The organism is Algoriphagus sp. NBT04N3 (assembly GCF_019443765.1).
Lineage (GTDB): Bacteria > Bacteroidota > Bacteroidia > Cytophagales > Cyclobacteriaceae > Algoriphagus > Algoriphagus ornithinivorans.
Genome location: NZ_CP048415.1, coordinates 2,137,918 through 2,161,186 on the forward strand (window position 1 = coordinate 2,137,918; position 23,269 = coordinate 2,161,186).

Genomic DNA, 23,269 nt, shown 5'->3' on the forward strand with positions numbered 1-23,269 from the left:
ATTCATGCTTACTCCGAATTGTCTGGATAACGATTCAATTTCTTGTTTCGAAGTTGATCCATCTCTAACTTTTTTTTTAGGATCTTAATATCCAAAGTAGATTCCCCGAGAGCCTTCTTGAGCTCTTCATTCTCTTTTCTAAGCATTTCCAATTCAGCTTTGGAATGTAGGTCACCTTGATTTTTGATACTCATAATGGCTCCTGATTTAGCAAGTGAACGCCAGCTATACACCTGACTGGTGATCAGCCCGTGTCGGCGACAATATTCAGGACAAGATAAGCCAGAACTTTCCCAATCTTCTACAATAAAGGCTTTTTGTTGTGAAGTGAGTAGCTTTCGACCACCGGAAGAAAGTCGCGCGTTTTTAAGTAAGTCTTCGATCATTTTGTTCCTAAGTTTAGGCAACAAAACTGGTCCAGTTATTTAAGCGGTTAGGAACAAAAAGAACTATATTTATCCTCATTTATTCCAAATTCACCTTTAAATTCTTTTAAATCACCAATAATAACAAACGACTTAGGTTGATAGATAAAAACTTGTTCTCCTGTTAAATCGCCTTGTTGATCTTTTATTTCATTTTTCGTAGGTAAGTCCTTGATGAATTTTTGCACAGATTTTTGTACTTGTGCTATCGAACCTGCTAATTCATCTGAAATTGCCCAGCATTCCCCTCTGTAAGAGTCAGAAACTTGTCTCAATAAATCTTTTTTATGGGTTTTGATTTCACCAAAAACAAAAGAACTTATTATTCCTTTTGTTTTCATTAAGGCATCAATTCTTTTTCCTGAACTATTGTAGTTATATCCTGAAACCACTTGCTCTAACTTCTTTCCGTCTAAAGAAGAATTAAACACATAATTCAGTCCATATCCGAATATCCAAGTATTCTGTTCAAAAAAGTTTTGCCAAACTGATTCATCTCCTTTTTTTATACCTAATTCAATTCGCTTCTCTTCAAAGAAATCATTGTCTTTTAAAAGTTTTTCGAATATTTCTAATTGTCGTTTTCGATATCCTAAAGTTGCAATTTCATCAGTAGTTAAGTTGCTGTCTAGAATTTCTTGAATTAGTTCTGGATTATCACTTATAAGTTTATGTGCTTGTTCTTTTGATAGAATTATTTCTTCGACCCATTTGTCGTCAAATCTTTCTTTATCTTTCCCTTTTATTGGTATTAATGCTATGTTCCTAATGAAATTAAAAAGAATAGCTATTTCTTTTCCTTGGAAGGTGAAGTTTGTGTTGTGTGGCGAACCAGTTTTAGTTGTGAATTTTTGAATAGTTAAGGTTGAGATTTCTCGTGTATCTTCATAAAATTTTGCTTTTATTTCTTGTCTTCCGCTTGGTGTGATTCTTAACGAAACTTCTTTTCCGTCTTTTATAAATTTATGAGTTTCCTGATTCTCTATTATCTTTGATATTATTCTGAAAGGTCGAACGAGTTCAACTATTTCGCCTACTTCGTTTTTGTGAAGAAATTTAGTGTCAAGAGAGCGGCTAAGATAAACTTTATCAGACCGCTTATTTAAGAAATAATCTAATTCAGTAGGCTCTTCCATTCTCGTGTTTTTTATTTCATAACGCCTCACATACTTATTTTCGCCACTCCTCCCAATTGATGGCGTCTATATCCACTAAGGTCGAAAGGGTTTTCGTTTCAAAAGCACCATTTTTAATTGATTTCAACTTTATCGGATGTAATTCGGCTAAGTCGAATTCAGTTCAATGATTAGATGCTTCAATTCTCCTTTGAATTACGGACTTTCAACTAATTAATCCAATAGAAGAAATTGCCGGATTCAAAAAATCCTGCCTTTAATCGTCCCATCTCTCAAGAACCTCCCCGTCAGGGTGTAGTCAAATGATCAATGGTACTGGGTGGGAATTGTAATACCCCGTCACCTCACCCCTATCCTTTAGTAGAGTGCGATAAAGCAGTAGAAAACTGAAGGTCGGTAATCCATTGGTACTTCTCCCACGTAATCTGGTTGACTATCAAAAGCTTCGTTTTGCTAAGAAAGGGAATTTTAGGCAAGAAAAAATACCCTGTATAGGGTATTTTTATTATGAATTCGCAAAAATGGAGATTGAAGGGCGTTTTTTTTTTAGAAAACAGGAGACTAAGATTGAATTTCAGATAGCCGCTTCGATTCAGCAGAATAAATTCTTCATTTTCAAACCTGACGCTCGTTTAACGCAAATTTAGCAGACGAAAAAATTGCGGGTAGTAAGTATTTTACTTACTTTTGTATCAACAGTACACGCCACGCTACCCACTAGAACAGCGTCCCAGGGCGTGTCTTTTGCTTTTTGGGGATTTCAGTACTAATTTTTAAAGATGTTTGAAAAGAAACCCACCACGGTCGACCAGCAACTAGCACTTTTGAAGCACAGAGGGCTTCACATTGAATCAGAAATTGATGCTGTACATTATTTGTCCCATATCAGCTATTACAGACTGGGGGAGTATTGGCATTCTATGCAAGCTGACAAAGAAACTCACACTTTTAAGCCTGAAAGTAAATTCTCTGACGTGATTGCTTTATACTGTTTCGACAGGGAATTGAGATTACTCTTATTCGACACCATCGAAAAGCTTGAAATAAGTTTGAGGACCAAGATGATCTATCATCTCTCTCATGAGTTTGACCCTTGGTGGTTTCAGAATTTTGAGATTTTTTCAGATAGTCTTGCTCTAGTCAAAACCTTAACCAGCCTGGAAGATGAAATCAGTAGGTCAAAAGACAGCATAATCAAAAATCATTTTAAAAAGTATAAAGACGACGGTCGATTTCCTCCTGCATGGAAAACCTTGGAGCAAACCAGTTTTGGAGCCCTATCAAAACTATATGGAAACCTGAAAAATACAATTGGGTCCAAAGATTTGATTGCTAAAGAATTTGGAGCGGTGAACCACACTTATCTTCCAAGTTGGCTGCAATCCATCGCCCAAATACGAAACTTGTGTGCCCATCATGCTAGGCTTTGGAATCGCAATTTACCAGGAACTGTGAAGCTTTTGACGAAACCACCGATGCCTTGGATCGAGGATGTACCCAAACAGCACGAATTTCAAAAATTATATATCCACCTGTGCCTGATGAAATATCTGTTGAATATTGTGGCTCCTGGAAACAGAATGACAGAAAAAATTGTACACTTATTTGAAAAGTATCCGAATGTAGATCCCAATGCTCTGGGAATGAAAGAATTTTGGCAAAATGAAGCGCTTTGGAAATAATTAATCCATTTCGATTCAGTTTTTTTCAAATAACTATCGAAATCAAATCCTTACAGGTGCCGAAACATATTGACACTTTTGATTACCCAGCATGCTGCCAACAATACCTACTACCTGATGCAGCTTTCCTTGAATATCTCGAACCTGCCTTTGTGGTAGCCATACATTGAGATAAAGTATTCTGAGTTGGTCTTGTTTCCGATGTATTAGATTTAATTGAAGTAGGCTCAGTTGTTTTACTATCAGTTGTACTAGGTTTACAGACCAAGCAAGCTGTGAGTCCTTTCTTTTTGGCATCAGCAAGAGGAGCAGCCCATCCTGACTTCGCATAGCGACAAGATTCCTTATGATATTTCTTTCCTGTTTTAGTGATAAAGACAGTCTGCGCCACTACCTCTGAAGAAAAAGACATCAGAGAAAATGAAATCAACAAAAACAGCAAAAAGGAAAGGCTTTGAGAAGCTCTTTTCATCTTGTAATGGGCTAATTAAATTCACTAAAGAATTGATTATCATAAAGAAAAGGCTTTTTAGTCAAGAAAAAATACCCTATACAGGGTATTTTTTGGGGTAAAAATCAATTTCACAAGCTAAAACGCTATTAATTTTGACTTTTTCAACATAGGAAACATCCAAGCTTGGGATTCTATTTCGTTGAATCTTACTTTTAATTGATGTGGGAAAAAGATCTTGATCCGAGCAATGGCTGAATAGGAAGAGGGGTAAATATCACAGGGAGTATCCATCTCTGGATAAGGACTATAAGCCTCCTCTGGTTTAAGTCTGTTTTCCCCTACCCAATTCAACCATTCTGAAATTAGATTTTTTGATTATCCCCAATAATGACAATCAAAATATTTTCATTGCTTGACCTATTAGATACATCGACTTCTTAAAAAACTAACGTGGAAGCAATATGCCATATGCTGCTTCCTTGCCAGATTTTTGAGCATAAAAAAACCACCGCTAGGGTGGTTTGATACTTGAATTCGAAAAATTTGATTAAGGTACGGAGCCTACTTAAACTTTTTCACTTTTAACTTCTTTTATCTCGCTCCTTTGGAGCTGAAACAAACATTAGTTTTAATTGCTAATTTCTAAGAAATCCCGCTCCTTCGGAGCTTGGCAATCAAACTGGAAAATGGGGCTAATTTTTAAACTTTAAATTATTTTTCACCGCTGAGATTCTGTGTTTAAAGTCAAGAAGAAATATAGATTTTCTTAAATTTGATTACTTAAGTCGGCACCAGCTAGACTGTGAAGGGAAGAATGGTTTTTACCGTCTTCCCTTTTTTGTTCATAGTCGGGATCAAAGATGGTTTTGTTTTTAAAAAGGACGTATATCAGTTCCAAGAGTTTTCGCTGAACAGCTACCGCAGCTTTCATTTTTATACCATGTCTTCCAACCAGTCTGGCAAAGGTATCCTTGTAAATATTGCAATGCCGAATGGCTGCTAAGGCTGGCAAGTGCATTGCTTTTCTCAGACTTCGGTTTCCTTTTTTAGAGATTCTGGCCTTGCCTTTTACAGAGGTTCCCGATTGCTTTTCCTTCACATCCAGCCCTGCATAACTGCTGAGCTGTCGCTTGTTTCTTACCAGTTCGAATCCATTGGTCTCAGCCAAAACAATTACTGCGGTCAATTCTCCCACTCCAGGAATGGAAGTGATTCGCCTGCAATCCTGGTCTAGCTCCTGATCAGACTTCACCAGTTGATGGATTTCGTTTTTGATTTCCTGTTCCTGCTTGCAGAGCAGTTTTCTTCGCACATTCAAGCGCTTCAGGCTGTTCGCATTGGGAAAGGCTTCAGTTTTTTCGGCATGGATCTGATTGTCAACAGTAACCCGTTCGGCTACAATCTGGTCTCTTTCCCTGGTAAGCTGTCTGAGGGTTCTGAAAATGGGTTTGGGAGGAGCCCAAAGATCCAGTTTTCGTTCCAATCCAAACTGGGTGATCGCATCGGCACAGGTACTGTCTATCACCGTTTTGATCGACAGGGTTCTCATGTAGTTGCTGATCTTGTTGGGAAGGACAATAGACAGCTGTTGTCCCTGATCAACCAGCCAGTGGGCAAACTTTTCATGGTATACCCCGGTGGCTTCCATCACAAAAAGAACTTCGGAATTGGCATCTCTCATTGATTCAGCCCACTTGAGACAGGCCTTAAATCCAGAAAAGTGATTGCCAAAGGTTTTTCGAGCTTTAATCTGCCAACTCAGATCTTGGTAAAGGATTCCAAAGGAACACACCAATTCATCCTGAGCCACATCCACGCCGGTAGTTTGTTTGATCGCTTTCATAGAGTTAAAAGGTTAAAGTGAAGTAATCAATCAAAGTGGATGTCTCCCTTCGTTTTGTCTCCCGGTTGGATATTCTGACTGTACCCGAATCGGCTACGTCTTACATTCTGTTTAAACTCAAAGAGAAAGAAAGGGATGAGGCGGTTTCTCTGCGAGAATATATCTTAAGATTATTTAGTCGCGGATTAGCTCTCATCCCCCACCACTTTTCAATAAATTTAATCGATTGAAAGGTGAATTTTTAACCCGATGCTAACATAGGAGACGCAAAGACCGCTAAAGATTCCATAAAGAAAAATTTATTAAACCACGTAGAGAGAAAAGAACACATAGTTTGAATTCAAAAAAACCCCTTCAATGAACCTATGCCTTAATAACCAATAACTATTAACTCCCATCCCTGCTTTCCCTCTTCGCTCCTTTGCGAGAGATCAAAAACCGCTGCGTCGCTGCGTCAAAGCGAGCTTTTTTTTAAACCTCATAGAAATCATAGGTCACATAGTTTGAATCAAAAGAGTCCTTTCAATGAACCTATGCCCTTATGACCAATAACTATTAACTCCCACCCCTGCTTTCCCTCTTCGCTCCTTTGCGAGAGATCAAAAACCGCTGCGTCGCTGAGAGAGACTTATATTCTTTCACCGCAGTCGCAGAGATCGCTAAAAACTCCACAGAGAAAAAATTATTAAACCACATAGAGAGGATAGAAATCATAGCCTCAGAGCAGATAAACTTGGAATAGCGCGACAATCCCAATAACTAATAACCAATAACAAATACTCTCCCCTCAATTAACCAGTTACTCGATTACACATTTACTCAAAAAATAGAAAGCGTCTACTCCTTCTTCTTTTTCCAGAAATATATCGCCGACACCTGCCCCATCACCGAAGTCAGATTTTTCCCTTTCGGAAAATCAGGAGTACTTGCGGGATCCAGCTGCCACTGGTAGTTTCGGGCATGGATAAACTGAAGCTTGGAGCTAAGAAGTAGGTTGTTGAATTGTTTATCGTAAAGGAAGCCTAGAGAGAGGTCGATCCATGGTTTATTTTCATTTTGTTGTCCAAAGGTTCTATAAAAAAATCCTTGTCTGTTTTCCAAGCGTTCAAAAAGAATTCCTCTTTTTTCAAATCCGTCTACAAAAGCAACTTCAAAAGTCTGAATATTTGCACCAGGCCCCATTCCGACTCCTAATGGTTGTCCAAAGTTTGTAAACCCTCTCGCCTGATGGTGCATATGCCAGCTACTCAAACCCTGTAATCCAGCATATCTTATATATCTATTTACAGATTCTTGTTGATGAGTGATTTCAGACCGAATTTGAATTTTTTGAGTAATCCCTGGTACATCAAATAATTTTAAAAAACCAAAAATATAAGCTCTTGCGTGTTCAGGGTTTAGCGTAAATTCTCTCCAGTTAAATGCATGGTCTCTTCTTCCAAACTCAAAATAAATCTCAAGTTGGGAAGGTGAATTTTTAAATGATCCAAAAATCGTAAATTGTTGATCTTGACCATTACCATCAAAATCTACTGTATCACCGCCCTCAAAAAATTTCTTTTTTTGAAATCCTTGAAAAACTGGAAATAAGTCAATGAAACGTCCTGTTAAGGTATTACTATATTGCTGAACAGTTCTACTGAAACCAAAAGAAAATCCATCTACCCATTTAGGATTCCATGTCAAAGAAATGGCATTTAAATACCTCCAATCATCTTTTAATGGAACAAAAAAACGTTGATCCAATTCCTTAATTCCAGTACCGGGCAAATTACTTGAAGCCAATCTTCCCATTAGAAATTGCAACTCAATACTTCCCAAAAATGTCTTTGAAGGTCGGGTTGTATTCAATGTAATGTGAGGGAATCCTGCGGCATTATTCGAAAAAGTTAAAGAGTTAAATTGCCCTGGGCCCCACCAGATATTTTTAGATGAGATACCAGCCTCAAATGCACCATACTGAGCAGTAAATTTAGATTGACCCCACCAAAATTGAGTATATAAATTATCACCAAATGATTGCGGAAAATCTCCATAATTTAAGTCAAAATAAAAATCTTCAATTTGAGAATTAGACCAATTCCTTAAAAACTCAGGCTTAATACCATTGCTTCCAAATACCAATTCCGGATTAAACTCTAATCTTAAAAATTTCCAGTTTGCATTGATCCCTCCTGACAAATAAGATTGGTATCCTTTTACTGGTAAAACACCCCGATCATCCCATCCGTAATTTGGCCTGGAACTTATTCTCTGAAAGGAAATTAAAGGACTAATTGAATACCTGACTCCCCATTCAGTCACCTCTTCAGGTGTCTCTTGTATAAAAGCGTATCTAAAATCCTGAAGGGCCGAAGTGTCCGACAGGCTTAAGCTATACCTCTTACTCAATTCCCTTTCATTGGAGTAGGTATTCTGAATAACCTGAGATTTTAAAAAGCCTGTTAACCCAAATAAAAAAAGAGAAATGAATAAAATCTGCCGAATCATTGGCCCAATTTAGCGCGAAGAACTTCAAAAATGAATTGCGGTGTAGAAATTAAGTTTCTTCGCCATAATCTTTTCGGTTCCTTAATAAATCTTGGGAACCATTCCAAGCCCAAATCAATCCAAAACTGACTTGGCCTTTTAACAGTACCAGCATAAAAATCAAAAACTGCTCCTATGGAGCAAACTACCTTTGCTTTCAATTGAGATTTATGCTGATAAACCCACTTTTCCTGCTTGGGAGCCGTCATTCCTACAAATAACACATCAGGATCGAACCGGTTAATATCCAAAATCATATCTTGATTTTCTTCTTCTGTGAATTTATTCTTAAATGGAGGACTATACGTTTTTACTTCTAAAGTTGGAAAATCCTCCTTTAACCGTTTTTTAATCAAAGAAAGAGTACCCTCAGAAGCTCCCAAATAGAACACTCTACCGCCTCCTCTTGACTGGAGCAGATTCAGAAAATGAATATGAAGATCAAATCCAGAAATTTTTTGAATTTTTTGGTTATTCAAGAAATAACTAGCTAAAACAATTCCTACACCATCAGGAATTAAATAATCGGAAGAGGTTAATGCAAGTGAAAAATCTTTATCTTTTTTTGCTACACAATAAGAATGAGGATTTATTGTATTTATAATTAATATTGTTGAATTATCCAAAGATGGTAATTCAAGTTTAATTTTATATCCAAGTAAATTCATTTAATATTATAAAAATAAGATATATTTCTCCATTAAGACTTTAAAAATTGAACAATATTATTTTTTGAATTTTCACAATACTGAATCACCCATTTTTTCGCATTAAGATTCAAATCATCATCATCTTTAAGATGTTCTAAGAGCAAATCCACAGATTTAGAAATAGAAGGAGGAAGTTTAATACAAATAGTATCAGGTATCTCAGATACAAATGAGGTTTTGATATCAACAACAGCAACATTTTTGGAATAATAAAGAGATTTAATTAAAGAACCTTCCACTGGTGAACTCCACAAAGACGGAACAACTGTAATTTTTGATGAACGAATAAAGTCTCTTAATCCAGAATCCCAATTACAAGGATAAAACACAAGGTTTTTAAGTTTTAAACTCCTTCCTATTATTTTTTCTACTTCGATTTTTTTAAAAGGAATAAGAAAAGTTTTAAAGGGCAAGGCTTCACATAATTTTATAAAAAACAAAATACCTTTTGCTTCTACAAGTGTATTATGAAATATAAAATCAAATTCTGTTTTAATATTTAAAGGCTCCCTATCAACACTTAATGAAAACTCCCCTGTAAACATGCCTAATGTTTTGATTTTAGATTTTCTTCCAAACATTTGAAATATTAAATCTTCTTGAGATTGATTTTGAACAAGAAAAGTGATTTTTTCATTATAATATTTCAATAATTCAATAAAACTTAAATATTTTTCATATCCAATCTTATTTGGAAAGGACTCACATCCTTTTTGCCTAGATGCCGCTAAGTTATTTATACATAAAAGACATTCAGTATTATTATCAGGAATATAATTATAAGATTTAATGCAAAAGAAAAAATTATCAAATATATAGATAAAAACCTCAGTGGTATTTATTATAATATTCTTTGTATAATCCAAACCTAATGATTGTGGATGAAATATCAAAACTTTACCTTTTACATCAATATTTTTTGATGAAATAGCTCTATACACATGATAATATAAATTTTTTAATGAATCATAAAATGGTGCTTTCTTTAATATTTTGACAAGACTATTTTGCGGAGTAGGAATATATTTTAAAGTAAAAAAAACATTATTATTTTCACATTGTCTTAAAAAATATTGAATAAACATTCCTGCTCCCTTTTTTCCCGGTTCAATTCCAGAATAGATAGTAAACTTTTTCATTTTTATTCCAAAATCAAGGGTACATATCGCATTACCTCCTCATTCCTGTATGGCTTTGCCCCAAAAATTAATTTTCCTTTAGCATTCCAATATTTCCAATAACTAGTAGCAAAATCCTTTAGCGTTTTAGGATTTCCAGTTCCAAGGTTATGAATTATAGGATATTTATCCCCTACAGAGTTACAATAATTATAAAGCTTTTTTACAACCTCTCCTACATATATAAAATCTCTAACCTGTTCACCATTTGTCATTTCAAAATCAATCCCTGCTAATGCTGCTTTTTTCAAGGATGGCCAAAACCTATTTTCACTTTCCCCTTCACCATAAACATGAAAAATTCTATGATAAGATAATTCCAGCTTATTTTCAACTGCCATTTGATAAAATGCCATGGAGGAGGCAGCTTTTGAAACAGCGTAGGTTAAAGTTGGTTTTAGCGGAGCATCTACGGGGATATATTCATATTCTTCACCTGACAAACCATATTCAAAACAACTACCTGCAATTACAAATTTCTTGACACCTGATTTGATTGCTTCTTTAAAAGCTCGGATAGGAGATATTACATTCCAGTAAATACATGACTCTAAAGTATCATATGGAGGAAACATAGAATGCGCGGCTAAATGGACTACTACATCAACTCCAGTAAAATCTGACTCTGATAAATCGTCTAATTGTTTTATTAACCAAATTGGCTCCTTCAATAATGGAACCCTCGGGGTCGAGAGTTTATTTCGTTTTAATCCAACAACTTCATCACCGTTGCTGAGTGAATAATTAACAAAATTCGACCCAATAAAACCCGTTGCTCCAGTTACAAAAATTCTCATTAGAAATTCAATCCAAAAAACTCTTCTAACTTTTCTGCTACAAATTCAAAATGATCTGGCCCTAAGGCAGGATACAAGCCGATCCAGAAGGTATCTCTCATGGTTTTGTCAGTATTTTCCAGGCTGCCAACTACACGGTAACTAATTTCTTTGAAATAGGGCTGCCGAATTAGATTCCCAGCAAATAGCAAACGTGTCCCAATCTTATGCTGATCCAGATATTGAGTAAGTTGCACTCGTTCGGTTCCGCAACCATCCTTAAGCGTAATTGGAAAACCAAACCAAGAAGGCACTGAATTTGACGTAGCTTCAGGCAAATGGATAAATTCCGAAAGGGATTGCAGGCGGTTTTTAAGGTAGTCAAAATTTTCTCTTCGCTTTTGAATAAAGCCTTCCAGTTTATCCAATTGAGCCAAACCACAGGCAGCCTGCATATCCGTGATTTTGAGATTATAGCCTGCATGAGAATAGACATACTTATGGTCGTACCCAAAAGGTAAATCTCCATGCTGTTGGCTAAATCTACATCCACACGTATTATCCATCCCCGGAGCACAATAGCAGTCCCTGCCCCAATCACGGTAGGATTCAGCAATAACTTTAAGCTGCGGGTTATTGGTAAATACTGCTCCTCCCTCTCCCATGGTGATATGGTGGGCAGGATAAAAGCTCAAAGTTCCAATGTCTCCAAAGGTTCCAACCTTCAGTCCTTTATAGGTTGCTCCTAAGGCATCACAAGTATCTTCTAAGAGCCACAGGTTATACTTTTTGCAGATCTCAGTGACCTTGTCCAAATCAAAAGGGTTGCCCAAGGTATGGGCAAGCATTATAGCTTTGGTCTTAGGCGAGATAGCTGCCTCAATAAGGTCTGCATTAATATTATGGGTAGCCAAATCTACATCAACAAATACAGGAACGGCTCCAAATTGTATTGCTGGATTTACCGTAGTTGGAAATCCAGCCGCTACTGTAATTACCTCATCTCCTTTTTGGATTGCTCGATCACCGAGTTTAGGGGATGTCAATGTACTAAAAGCCACCAAATTGGCAGAAGAACCACTGTTGACAGAGAGTGCAAATTTTACTCCTAGAAACTCAGCTAACTTTTTTTCGAAGGCAGCATTAAACCTTCCAGTAGTAAGCCATCCATCTAAGGAGGCCTCTACCATATTCATCAATTCTTCTTTTCCGATGACTTTTCCAGAAGGTGGAATCACTGATTCACCTGGGATAAAATCTTTAGGCGTATATTTTTCTTGCGCATATTTCTCAACTAATTCGAGAATTTGTGTCTTTATATCCAATGCTTCTTCCATTTTTTATTCTTGATAAGTTTTGATTTCATTTAAACAATAAAGCTGCATGTCTGCTCCACTTCTAAACTGAAGTTGCCAATTCACAATCTTTTGCAATACCTCACCAATTTCCCATGTCGGAAACCAGCTTAAACCAGACTTAGCTTTAGAGCAATCCAATTTCAAAAACCTAGCTTCATGGGGTTGAGGGTTTTGGTCTAACTTCCAAGCTGAATTTTCCCCCCAAATTGAAACCAACTCATCCAAAATCCATTCGACTGATTTACAATCCCTATCTTCTGGCCCAAAATTCCAAGCCTCTGCAAATTTCTTTCCACCTTGGTAAAGGCTTTCTGCTAATATCAAATAGCCACTTAAGGGCTCTAGGACATGTTGCCAAGGACGGGTTGCTAATGGATTTCTTATAATTACGGGTTCATTATTTTCAAAGGCCTTTATAGCATCCGGAATCAGACGGTCCAAAGACCAATCTCCACCACCTATTACATTTCCAGCACGTGCCGAAGCTAAAGCAGGAGAATTTTCCGAGGAAAAAAAAGATCTACGATAAGCAGCTGTTACTAATTCGGCACAACCTTTACTAGAACTATAAGGATCATATCCTCCCATAGGCTCATTTTCTCGATATCCCCAAACCCATTCTTGATTTTCATAAACCTTATCAGTTGTTACAGAAACAATAGCTTTGAGATTAGCGCATTTTCTAGCAGCCTCCAGAACATGGACAGTTCCCAAGACATTGGTGGAATAGGTTTCGACTGGATGAGCATAAGATAACCTAACTAAAGGTTGAGCAGCCATATGAATCAATATATCTGGATTAAATGCTTTTATTGATTTCGAAAGAGCTTCCAAATTTCTGATATTTCCAATTTCACTATCAATCAGTGAAGAAATTCTTGCCACATTAAAAAGAGAAGGATTAGTATCAGGCTCTAAAGCATAGCCTTTAACAAGCGCTCCCATAGAGGAAAGCCAAAGGCTAAGCCAACTACCTTTAAAACCAGTATGTCCGGTAAGAAAAACTCGTTTTGATTTCCAAAACTCAGGGTTCACTTTTCTTATTCCCATATTTTCCAGGGTGCTTGGTTGGATTCCCAAAGTTCTTGCAATTTGATTTTATCCCGAAGAGTATCCATGGGCTGCCAGAAGCCCTCATGCCGAAATGCCATCAATTCTCCATCTTCTGCTAATGATATCAAAGGCTCCTGTTCCCAAACGGAGGCATCATTCTTAATTCGAGAGACAACATTCGGAGAAAGTACAAAGAACCCACCATTTATCATGGCTCCATCACCTTTTGGCTTTTCTTTAAAGCTTTTGATCTGATCGCCATGTATATCAATGGCTCCAAAACGACCTGGAGGATAGGTAGAAGTCATTGTAGCCTGCCTCCCATGAGAAAAATGAAAGTCAATAGATTTTTTTATGTCTACATCTCCTACTCCATCTCCATAGGTAAAGCAAAATGCGTCCTCATTTTTAATGTAACCATAAACCCTCTTTAAACGCCCACCTGTCATGGTCTCATCCCCAGTATCCACTAAAGTGATTTTCCATGGTTCAACCCGCTTATGATGAACTTCCATGGAATTGGAAGTCATGTCAAAGGTTACATCTGATTGATGCAAAAAATAATTGGCAAAGTATTCTTTGATTACATATCCCTTGTATCCACAGCAGATAATGAAATCATTCACTCCATGGGCAGAATATAATTTAAGGATATGCCATAAAATAGGTTTACCCCCTATCTCTACCATTGGCTTTGGTTTGATAGAAGTTTCTTCACTTAATCGGGTTCCTAATCCCCCTGCTAGAATTACTGCTTTCATCTAAGATTTAATTTGACGCTACAAAAGCGTCCGAATAAAAGTGGTTTAAATTAAGACCGAGTTGAATACTTTTGTTTTTAGCCTCTTGGATCATTTCGTTTGACCCACAAGCATAAACTACCGTTTTTGCCATATCCAAATTCAAGTTTGATATTAGATCTTGAACGTATCGCTTAGGTTGGCTCCCCCGGGATAAAACCGGGATAAATTCAATCTCAGAAGAAGATGGTTTCCAAAAGATCTCCTTATGATACTTCATTCCCCACAAGACGATAATTCGCTTGAATCGACCTATTTTATCTTGATTGGAGGGACTTTCCAAGATGGATTTTATTGGTGCAATTCCAGTTCCGGTAGCTAAAAAAACCAAGTTTTCCATTTCCGGGTGGTTCTTTAGGAAGAATGTTCCTTTTGGAACTTCTAACCTTAACAGGTCATTTGGTTTTGCTTGACCAAACCAATAGGAGCTCATCACACCGCCTTGGTAATTTTTGATAATCAACTCTATCTCTGGGGACAAAGAGGAGCTTGCCATGGAGTAACTTCGCTTAATTCCATTCCAAATGACATTTAGGTATTGACCTTCCAAAAAACTTACTTTCTGATTTGGCGGAACTCGGAGATTGACTTGTATAATTTCCGAGGTCAATATTTGAATGGAATTAATTTTTGCCGGAATAGTTACCGACTGATTAAAACCATATTGGCTTAAATCTTCAGCTTCAAGTTCCAAATCTGAAATTGGCATTCTTATACATGAAAGAACAAATCCCTCAGATTTCTCTTTTTCACTTAAAGAAGATTCTTCAATTATTGAAATCGACTCACCTCTAAGAATTTTAGATTTACACGAAGAACATCTACCACTCAAACAACTATGATTTAGGAAAACACCATTTTTTAAGGATGCTTCAATAATAGTTTCTTCAGAAGAACAAAAAAAAATTTTGTCATTTAAGATTACTTTATGATAAGTCATTTTTTATAAATTCCAAGGTAAACTATCTAATAAATCTTTTTATTTTACTTTTTATCCGATAAGACAAGGAAAATTTATACTTAAACTGTTTATTTAAAATTGGATTTAGTTCTAATTTATTATCGAAGGAAAATTCAATTTGATTACTGTCATCAAGAGGCGTAATGAATTTGGTTGAACCAGCTGCGTGTGTGGCATCAGCACCGTCACCAATATGATTAACTTTAGAAGTAGAGGAAAAAATAGTTAGTAGCTCTTTTCTAAATTGATGATAGCACCATCGAATTGCCCATGAGTCAATTTTTCCATCCATCTGATTTTTTAGCATTCCAGGCAAATCACTTCCAATTTCAAAAAAACGGTATTTATCTGATAAGTTCCTAGAAAACTGTTTGTAATCTTTGACCTCCCAGTCTACATCTTTCCATCTATTATTCCATGTCCCCCACCCAAGAGATAAAGCTCTTTTAGTTACGTAGAAATCTTTTGAATAGGTCCTCAAAATTGGTAAATCAAGAGTGTAACCTGAAATTGAAAAAACAATTTCATCGTCTTGATAATAATCTAATGCTTGATTCATAAAATTAAGAAAATTTCGAGAAGTAACTAAGTCATCTTCGAGGACTATTATTTTACCATACCTTCCAATGACTGTTGAAACCCCTCTTATAATAGAGTTTGCCAACCCTAGGTTTTGTTCTGATTTATAAATTTCAACAGATTTAAATCCATCTATAGAACTTAAATAATTTCTAACAGCATCAACTTTCTGAACGCCGTTAGAGTCTTTTGCCCCATCAGAAAAAATATAAAGAACACTTTGTCTAGCCAAAAAATTATTTTTCAAAGCCTCTACAGTTTGTATCGTTTCATTTAGTCGATTGTAGGTGAATAAAACTATTGGGGCGAGATCTTTAAATTTTTGATAATTTTGCATAAATTCTAGGAAATAATGTTTTTAAATAGGCCTTTACCGAAAAAATAACCCAACGGGAGCCCCAAAATCTCTTACGATAATAATTATATTCTTTTATATTCAAGCCTAATGGAGAATGAAATAACTTCCAACGTTTTAATAATGAAATTTCAGGATTACACCATCCTGGTATTTTCTCATTTGGTGGACAAGTAGCTAGATAAAATTTGGAAGTGAAACAGAGAAATCCTTTTTCAAGGGCACGCAAGCCATAATCATTGTCGCCTAAAGCATGAGTATAGTGATTAGATAAATACCCTATTTTTTTAAAAATACTTCGAGGCACTAGAACAAAGTTACCATTAATATATTTACATCTTTGAATTTTACCATTTGGAACTACTATACCAGAATCCGTTCTTCCACCATAAGAAAATTCATGGATATTTACTCCTATCCTACATGCCGCTGATATGATTACATCAGAGCAAGAAAAAACCATAGCTTCGTGATAATCAAGCAACAAATTAGACAAACTATTTTTATCAAGTATAACATCATCATTCAACCAACAATAGAAATCGTAATCATACACTTTAAAAGCTGTTTTCCATGCAAGTCTCATACCCTGATTCCAAAAAAGAGTTCCATTCCCTTGAATAATATGGACTTGTGGAAATAATTTTTGAATAGCAATACTTGTTCCATCTACAGAACCATCATCAACCAGATAAATATTCAATTCAATATTTTTTGGAAGATCTACATTAAACAATGATTTTAAACAGGAAAGAGTTCTTTCCTTTCTATTATGACAGGTTAAAAGAACTGCTATTGTTATTTTCATAAAGAAAAACAAATGGTAAACTAAGAAATAATGGGAAATTTAAAAATTGTTCTCCTTGAAGTAACCCAATAAAAGCAACCAAAAATATAAGATTTGATCTTTTATAATATATAAGTAAAAATATTATAATAATTAATAAACCCAATATCCCCATTGAAGCAATAAAATTACTAAATCCATTACCGTGACCCAATTCTTCTCCCTGAAGCCATTGATGATCAATATATCTTGTTTTCTCATGAAAACCATTCCCAGATAAGGGATTTTTTTTTATATAATGAAGATCAAAAACAAAAGATCCAAATCTAGAGTTTGAAAATTCACCACCTAAGTTGCTCGACGCAGCTAATTGATTAGAAACTTTATTATATAAAAAATCAGTATTTAAATAAATTATACAAATTAATGCGAAAAGAACTGAAGATAAAAAAATAGAAAAAATTCTATATTTAGAAGAGAATTCTTTTAAAATCGTGATAATTAGAAGAAAAAATAAAATTAAATAACCAGTTGTGCTAAATGTGGTAAAAAATGAAAGTAAAATAATAAATAACTTGAATTTATTCTCCAATATTAAGATTCTTATTTCTCCTAAATAAAAAAGAAAAAGCAAGCAAATATATCCAGCAAAAGCTCCAGGTTCCCAAAACATCCCAGAATTTCTAATTCCTTGACTAATATCACTAACATTTTCAGTATAGATAATTATACTTTTATATGTAGTTTTTGATTCATTAAGAAAATTAGGGAGATCAAAACCAAATAAAGTAATTGAATATCCAAAAAGACTTATTAAGCTAATAATGTATAAAATATTTAAATAATAATTTTTAAAACTACAATTTAAATACCTGATAATAATATAACCAAAAGTTATTTTTAATAAGAAACCAATTGCTGAAGGAAATGAAAGAAAGCCTAAATTAACTCTTTGCACAATAAAAATGAAAATAAATGAAATAATATAAATAAAAAAAGGTATATTTTTTTTATTAACAGGATAAAAATAAGATAAATGTGTTAGAGATAAAAAAATAACAAAAATAGAAAATAAATATTGAGATGTTTTTCCTCCCAAATTAAAATAGGGGTTACCACTTAATGCAACAAGTAGGAATATATAAATACAAGACTTTAAGTATTTTTTATTCAAGATCATTTTAATTCACCTTATTTTTTTTGCAGGATTTCCAGCCCAAATTTCATTTGGAGGAATGGATTTTGTCACTACGGAGCAAGCACCTACAATGGCATTATCCCCTATAATGACACCTTTCAATATTGTGGAATGAGCCCCAATAAAGACATTATTACCGATTATTACAGGCTTAGTATTAGTGTTTTTAAGGTCTAATTCTATATCTAGACGATCAGGTGAATTTAAACTGTGAAAATCTGTATCATATATTACAACATTTCCCCCAATGTTTACATTATTCCCTATTTTTATTGAATTTTGACATACGACAGCTGAGGAGCTCATCCCAACATTATTACCAATGAACAATTTACCTCTTGGACCAACAACAATAGAGCATTTATTAAATCGTCCGATTGGATTAGACATTATTCGATTGTTGGAACGGAAATTAGAACCAATTTTACAATAACCACCTAAGGCTACATTAACTCTTGGCCACCCTTTATTATTAAAAGAAATAATTTCAACACCATTTGTATAAAAAACAAAAAAACTAAGAAATTGATCAATAAAATATAAAATTTTAGATATTAGTAATTTTAAAGCTTTAAAAAAATATACAATAATAGTTTTCATTAATTATTTACCTACTTCTTTATAAACATTTATCAAATTATTAACTATATCCTCTCGATCATGTCTTTTCATAGCTTCAGATTTTCCGTATTCTGAAATCTGAAATCTCAATTTTAAATCGTTTTTTAAGAGTTGAATGTAATGAACTATTTCATAAATTCCGTTTGATGGAACAAGTATCCCTGTTTTTTTGTGAGATATTAAACTGTTAACCCCACCAACATCGCATGCAATTACTGGCATACCAACCATTTGCGCCTCACAAACTGAATTAGGACTATTATCTATATAAGATGGATGTACAAAAATATCAGATAAATACATTTCCTCCTTTACTTCCATTGAATTCATTTTTCCCTTAAAAAGAACATTGACATCTTGATGATTTATACTTTCTTTTCGCTCAAAAAATTTTACAATTTCCGAAGAAGATTCTATGCCAATAATCCTCCACTCAAAATCAATATCTGTTAGTTCATTAATTTTTTTTGCAGTTTTAAAGACAATATCGATTCCCTTATAAATTGTCGGAGACAAGGTTGAAAGTATGATAATTTTTTTTTCTGGATCTATTAATTTTTTATTTGGATGGATTTCATAAAAATCTTGACGAAGCACTTCGTCAATATGATAATATTTAACATGCGGATTAAATAACCTAACAATTTGTTTATCCCACTCAGTTCGACCTAAAACAATAAAAGCATTTTTTAAAATCAGCTTTTCTCGATAAGCTTGTTTCCTTAAAGTTCTGAACCCAAAAGCTGGAGCGGTACCTAGTAGATTTTTAATCAAATAATTTGGGCTAAAAACAAAATCAATTTTGGAACATTCAACTGGGAAATAGGTGTTTAAAATAGGATTTAAAAGACCTTGTAAATGTATAATAACAGGTAAATTAGTATGTTCTTGAATCAAACTAAAGGACCTCTCGGTCCCAAATACTTGTATTATATCAGGCTTAAAGTCTTGAATAATTGTTAAATATCTTTCTATTTTATTATCATCGAATAATGAACCCATCCAATTATTGAAAATGATTTTAAAAATGTTATTTTTTTTTATTTTACGTAATATTGGGTAATAAAGGACTCCATTTTTAAAAACCTTTTGATTATCATTAGGATGAAAAAATGCTATAGCTAATTCTATTTCATTCCTATTAATAATTAACTTTTCTAATGACTCGATCCATCCACCACCATTATAATGATGTTTTCCCTGATCGTAAAGGGAGGCAGTATTTGTAAACCAAAGGACTCTCATTGACAAGATGCTATAACTTTTCGAAGACTATTAAAATAGTATGACCAACAATAGTTTTACGATTTTCTAAAGTTTTGGCTTTTATTTTCGAGTAACTTCCAATTAGAATCTCTATTTTTCGTTTAATTTTATTAAACAACTTATTTCCCTTACTATATTTTTGTGACCAAATATAATTATCAACATGATAGCTTTTCAAATCTTCAAGGTGTACTTTTAAAACCTTAATAGGAAAAATTTTGGAAAGAGAAATTAATGAATCCTTAGTCCATAAACCCATGTGATGAGGAGGCTTATTTAAGGCGGCATCTAAATCTTTTATAAAGGAATCGTTATTTGGCACACTTATTATTAATTTACCCCCTTGTTTTAAACAGGCAATATTTGACTCAATAAAACTGTGTACATTTGAAATATGTTCCAAAACCTGGTAGGAACAAACAAGATCAAATTCGCCTAAATGATTTTTCGCAAATTCCTGTACGTACTTATTGACAATTTGCCATTTTTTATTGACTACAGGTGTACTTTCATTTAATTCAAGCCCAATAGAAGTATCCAAATCAAACAATTCGTTGATCCTTTGGAGGAAAGCACCATGAGCACAACCAACTTCAAGTATTTTCATACCATCTTTAAGATATTGAGTGGTAATCTCATGTTCCCATTTCCATGGCATATAATACCAATCAAAATCTTGAAAATGTTGATAGAAAATACTGTCACCCGCTACAATATTCGGGTAATAGAATCTGTATCCCGATTCATCACAACGATAAAGAGATATTTCATGCAGCCCTTCAAAATACTTAGATGTATCAATATTGTAAATTTTGTACTGGGAAATAATTTCCTGTATCTTAATACTTCGAATGAACGACACATTGTCATTTAATGTTAAAGGAGACTTAACTTTTTCCATGTTTATTATGAGTTCCAAATACCTTTGGCTGTCTTTGTTAAAATCTTATGGTACTGAATTGGACCAAGGATTAAACCTGGGATTAAACAAATTATAGTTGATAGAATAACACCATTTATTCCAAATTTTAAAGTATGACTCAAAAAAATTGACAATGGAATATTGATAAGAGCTACTAATATGCCTTGAATAGCTTGAAGTTTAATCTTACCTGTTCCATTCAAAAACATTGTATAAGGTGTAACAAAAATAGAAATGCCAAAAAATATAGACATTAACAAAGTAAGAGAATAATGGATTTCAACTTTGGACCCTATCCAAAAACTATATATTGGTTGAGATACCAAAACCATAAGAAAAAGTACCAAAACAAAAAATAAACTTATCCGGTGAAAATTTCTCATAGCTTTTTTTATCCATTTCATTTCACCTCTACTGTATGCATCTGTAATGCTCGTCCAATATGGAGCTGCAATAATTGAAAAAAGCATTGAGCCTATACTTATGTATTTATAAGCTACATTGTATGGGACAACTTCAGCAGGAGAAAACAATTTCGAAATGATCAAATTATCGGTTGAAAACAAAATTATCCCCGAAATTTGAATGATAAAAAAGACTGAACCCAACCCAAAAATACCTTTTATATATTCATTTTTACAAAAAGCGTAAGAAGGCTTAAATTCTTTATACCTATTACCAAATGCGAATAAATTTAAAAAAATCAATATAACAACTGGAAGCAGGGAGTAAATAATTCCAAACAACAACAAAGAACTTTCATTTGTTTTCGTCAACATCCATATTAAAAGCAAAGATCCAAACTGGGTATAAAAATTAATCTTCCCCGGCATGGAATGGTTCTGGTCCGCTGCATATATAGTTGTGATCAATTTGAATACTAATTGCAAGCAAAAAAAAACAAAAACAATGGGTAGTAGAAGATTAAGTTCTTTTTGTAAACTGGGTGATGTGTTGAAAAATTCTGTCCAATCAATAAAGAAATTACAGACTGTAAATACGAGTATAAAACCTAAACTAAAAGCCCCAATCGTAAAATAGGCAGAACTAACATATCCCTTAGCTAAGGTCATATCTTCTTTTGCCCTAGCTTCTGCAAATTTGTTCCGCAACCCATTGCCTAAGCCTATGTCAAAAAATGAAAACCAGGCAATGAAAGAACTTAAAGTTAACCATACACCGTAATTTTCAGTTTCAAGATAATCGATTGTGAGGGGAACAAGAAGAATATTGGCTAAAATACTACCTCCTTTAAATAAAAAAGAAAAAAGAACATGCTTAGTGATATTCTTTGATCGTTCACTTTTTATTTCAACTTTATAATAAAGTTTTTGAATTACTTCTTTTATATCAATGTCTCCTTTCTTAGTTTGAACGTAAACAATTTCATTTAAATAATTTTATCAAAAAAACCAGATCAAAAGTTTAACCAAGTACTTGCAAATCCCCCCTCATCATATCCTCCACCAATCTAACTAGGTCATATTCAGGCTTCCAACCTAATTGGGTTTTGGCTTTGGTCGGGTCGCCGATCAAAAGGTCAACTTCGGTGGGGCGGAAGTAGGCCGGATCAATTTTTACTAAAATTGATCCGATGTTCAATGTTCGAAGTTCATTGTTACCTAATACTGAACTATGAACACTGAACCCTGAACCTTGCCCGTCCGCCGAGGCGGAAACATGCAATTCAAATCCAGTTGCATCCTCGAATTTCGCCTTGTCGATAGACTCCAAGACTCCAACTTCCTTCACTCCTTCTCCTTCCCAGCGAATGGTGAAGCCTACATGGGCAAAGGCCATTTGTACAAAGTCCCGAACTTTTGTGGTTTTGCCGGTAGCAATTACATAATCTTCTGGCTTTTCTTGCTGCAAAATCAGCCACATAGCCTTCACATAGTCCTTTGCATGTCCCCAGTCTCGCTGTGCATCGAGGTTACCCAAGTATAGACAATCCTGTTTGCCTAAAGCTATGGCAGCTGCGGCCATTGTAATCTTTCTGGTTACAAAGGTCTCCCCTCTTCTTGGAGATTCATGGTTAAACAAAATTCCATTGCAAGCAAACATATTATAGGCTTCTCGATAATTCTTGGTGATCCAAAAGCCATAAATCTTAGCTACACCATAAGGAGAACGGGGATAAAAAGGAGAACTCTCATCATAAAAACCTGCAGCATTCTTGTTTTCTTCCATTCCGCCATAAAGTTCAGAAGTCGACGCCTGATAGATTCTGGTCTTTTTCTCCAAACCTAAAATTCTAACCGCCTCTAATATCCTTAAAGCTCCAATTCCATCTACATTAGCTACATACTCAGGAGAATCAAAGGAAACCTTTACATGAGACATAGCTCCCAAATTGTAAATCTCATCAGGTTGCACTTCCTGAATAATCCGGATGATATTGGTGGAGTCTGTTAAATCACCATAATGCAAGACAAAATTCACATGAGTTTCATGTAAATCCTGGTAAAGGTGATCAATCCTCTGGGTATTAAAAGAAGAGGCTCTTCGCTTAATCCCATGAACTTGATAGCCTTTTTCTAAAAGTAGTTCAGCTAGGTAGGAGCCGTCTTGGCCGGTGATGCCAGTTATTAATGCTTTTTTCATGTTTTTTTAGGACACTGAGTCTCGCGGAGTTA

The 23,269-nt window shown here is 34.7% G+C and carries 21 protein-coding genes and 1 pseudogene; 1 reads left to right on the top strand and 21 read right to left on the bottom strand.

What is annotated here, in order from left to right; all coding sequences use genetic code 11:
* Positions 1 to 8: 8 nt before the first annotated feature.
* Entirely contained in the window at positions 9 to 386 is a 378-nt protein-coding gene (locus GYM62_RS09280; RefSeq protein ID WP_219956869.1) for a transposase, read from the bottom strand.
* 47 nt (positions 387 to 433) lie between these two features.
* Entirely contained in the window at positions 434 to 1,561 is a 1,128-nt protein-coding gene (locus tag GYM62_RS09285) for a Shedu immune nuclease family protein (RefSeq protein ID WP_219959199.1), read from the bottom strand.
* Between the two features lie 779 nt (positions 1,562 to 2,340).
* On the opposite strand from GYM62_RS09285, the gene GYM62_RS09290 reads away from it, so the two are divergent.
* On the top strand, positions 2,341 to 3,243 hold the full coding sequence (locus GYM62_RS09290) for an Abi family protein (RefSeq protein WP_219959200.1): 903 nt from the start codon (positions 2,341 to 2,343) through the stop codon (positions 3,241 to 3,243).
* Positions 3,244 to 3,325: 82 nt separating this feature from the next.
* Here GYM62_RS09290 and GYM62_RS09295 read toward each other — a convergent pair whose 3' ends face one another.
* The 19 genes and pseudogenes from GYM62_RS09295 to gmd all read right to left on the bottom strand — a co-directional run bounded on the left by GYM62_RS09295 (position 3,326) and on the right by gmd (position 23,237).
* Positions 3,326 to 3,715: a hypothetical protein gene (locus GYM62_RS09295; RefSeq protein ID WP_219959201.1), complete on the bottom strand. Its 390-nt coding sequence runs from the start codon at positions 3,713 to 3,715 to the stop codon at positions 3,326 to 3,328.
* 748 nt (positions 3,716 to 4,463) lie between these two features.
* Positions 4,464 to 5,540: an IS110 family transposase gene (locus tag GYM62_RS09300; RefSeq protein ID WP_255590650.1), complete on the bottom strand. Its 1,077-nt coding sequence runs from the start codon at positions 5,538 to 5,540 to the stop codon at positions 4,464 to 4,466.
* An 837-nt stretch (positions 5,541 to 6,377) separates the two neighbouring features.
* Positions 6,378 to 8,030: a capsule assembly Wzi family protein gene (locus GYM62_RS09305; protein WP_219959202.1), complete on the bottom strand. Its 1,653-nt coding sequence runs from the start codon at positions 8,028 to 8,030 to the stop codon at positions 6,378 to 6,380.
* Complete coding sequence (locus tag GYM62_RS09310) at positions 8,027 to 8,737, bottom strand: WecB/TagA/CpsF family glycosyltransferase (protein WP_219959203.1); 711 nt, start codon at positions 8,735 to 8,737, stop codon at positions 8,027 to 8,029. Before GYM62_RS09310 ends, GYM62_RS09305 begins: the two co-directional genes overlap by 4 nt.
* 32 nt (positions 8,738 to 8,769) lie before the next feature.
* Complete coding sequence (locus GYM62_RS09315; RefSeq protein ID WP_219959204.1) at positions 8,770 to 9,918, bottom strand: glycosyltransferase; 1,149 nt, start codon at positions 9,916 to 9,918, stop codon at positions 8,770 to 8,772.
* A gap of 2 nt (positions 9,919 to 9,920) precedes the next feature.
* On the bottom strand, positions 9,921 to 10,754 hold the full coding sequence (locus GYM62_RS09320) for an NAD(P)-dependent oxidoreductase (RefSeq protein ID WP_219959205.1): 834 nt from the start codon (positions 10,752 to 10,754) through the stop codon (positions 9,921 to 9,923).
* Entirely contained in the window at positions 10,754 to 12,070 is a 1,317-nt protein-coding gene (rfbH, locus tag GYM62_RS09325) for a lipopolysaccharide biosynthesis protein RfbH (RefSeq protein WP_219959206.1), read from the bottom strand. The genes GYM62_RS09320 and rfbH overlap by 1 nt, the downstream gene beginning before the upstream one ends.
* Before the next feature lie 3 nt (positions 12,071 to 12,073).
* The gene (gene rfbG / locus GYM62_RS09330) at positions 12,074 to 13,141 is read right to left on the bottom strand and encodes a CDP-glucose 4,6-dehydratase (protein ID WP_219959207.1); all 1,068 of its coding nucleotides are present in this window, start codon (positions 13,139 to 13,141) and stop codon (positions 12,074 to 12,076) included.
* Positions 13,132 to 13,905 (bottom strand): glucose-1-phosphate cytidylyltransferase, encoded by a 774-nt coding sequence (rfbF, locus tag GYM62_RS09335; RefSeq protein WP_219959208.1) that lies wholly within the window; start codon positions 13,903 to 13,905, stop codon positions 13,132 to 13,134. The genes rfbG and rfbF overlap by 10 nt, the downstream gene beginning before the upstream one ends.
* Before the next feature lie 7 nt (positions 13,906 to 13,912).
* A complete protein-coding gene (locus tag GYM62_RS09340) occupies positions 13,913 to 14,653 on the bottom strand; it encodes an FAD-binding oxidoreductase (RefSeq protein WP_255590651.1) in 741 nt (246 codons plus the stop codon).
* Positions 14,654 to 14,668: 15 nt separating this feature from the next.
* Positions 14,669 to 14,884: pseudogene (locus tag GYM62_RS21150) on the bottom strand (2Fe-2S iron-sulfur cluster-binding protein); the annotation flags it as partial.
* Positions 14,885 to 14,906: 22 nt separating this feature from the next.
* Complete coding sequence (locus GYM62_RS09345) at positions 14,907 to 15,821, bottom strand: glycosyltransferase (RefSeq protein ID WP_219959210.1); 915 nt, start codon at positions 15,819 to 15,821, stop codon at positions 14,907 to 14,909.
* Entirely contained in the window at positions 15,799 to 16,647 is an 849-nt protein-coding gene (locus GYM62_RS09350) for a glycosyltransferase family 2 protein (protein WP_219959211.1), read from the bottom strand. The genes GYM62_RS09345 and GYM62_RS09350 overlap by 23 nt, the downstream gene beginning before the upstream one ends.
* Complete coding sequence (locus GYM62_RS09355; RefSeq protein WP_219959212.1) at positions 16,610 to 17,800, bottom strand: hypothetical protein; 1,191 nt, start codon at positions 17,798 to 17,800, stop codon at positions 16,610 to 16,612. Before GYM62_RS09355 ends, GYM62_RS09350 begins: the two co-directional genes overlap by 38 nt.
* Before the next feature lie 12 nt (positions 17,801 to 17,812).
* Entirely contained in the window at positions 17,813 to 18,424 is a 612-nt protein-coding gene (locus GYM62_RS09360; protein WP_219959213.1) for a DapH/DapD/GlmU-related protein, read from the bottom strand.
* Positions 18,425 to 18,427: 3 nt separating this feature from the next.
* Positions 18,428 to 19,690, bottom strand: coding sequence for a glycosyltransferase family 4 protein (locus GYM62_RS09365; protein ID WP_219959214.1), 1,263 nt, complete (start codon positions 19,688 to 19,690; stop codon positions 18,428 to 18,430).
* Positions 19,691 to 19,700: 10 nt separating this feature from the next.
* The gene (locus tag GYM62_RS09370) at positions 19,701 to 20,612 is read right to left on the bottom strand and encodes a bifunctional 2-polyprenyl-6-hydroxyphenol methylase/3-demethylubiquinol 3-O-methyltransferase UbiG (protein WP_219959215.1); all 912 of its coding nucleotides are present in this window, start codon (positions 20,610 to 20,612) and stop codon (positions 19,701 to 19,703) included.
* 5 nt (positions 20,613 to 20,617) lie between these two features.
* A complete protein-coding gene (locus GYM62_RS09375; RefSeq protein WP_219959216.1) occupies positions 20,618 to 21,706 on the bottom strand; it encodes a lipopolysaccharide biosynthesis protein in 1,089 nt (362 codons plus the stop codon).
* 352 nt (positions 21,707 to 22,058) lie between these two features.
* A complete protein-coding gene (gene gmd, locus GYM62_RS09380; RefSeq protein WP_219959217.1) occupies positions 22,059 to 23,237 on the bottom strand; it encodes a GDP-mannose 4,6-dehydratase in 1,179 nt (392 codons plus the stop codon).
* Positions 23,238 to 23,269 lie beyond the last annotated feature (32 nt).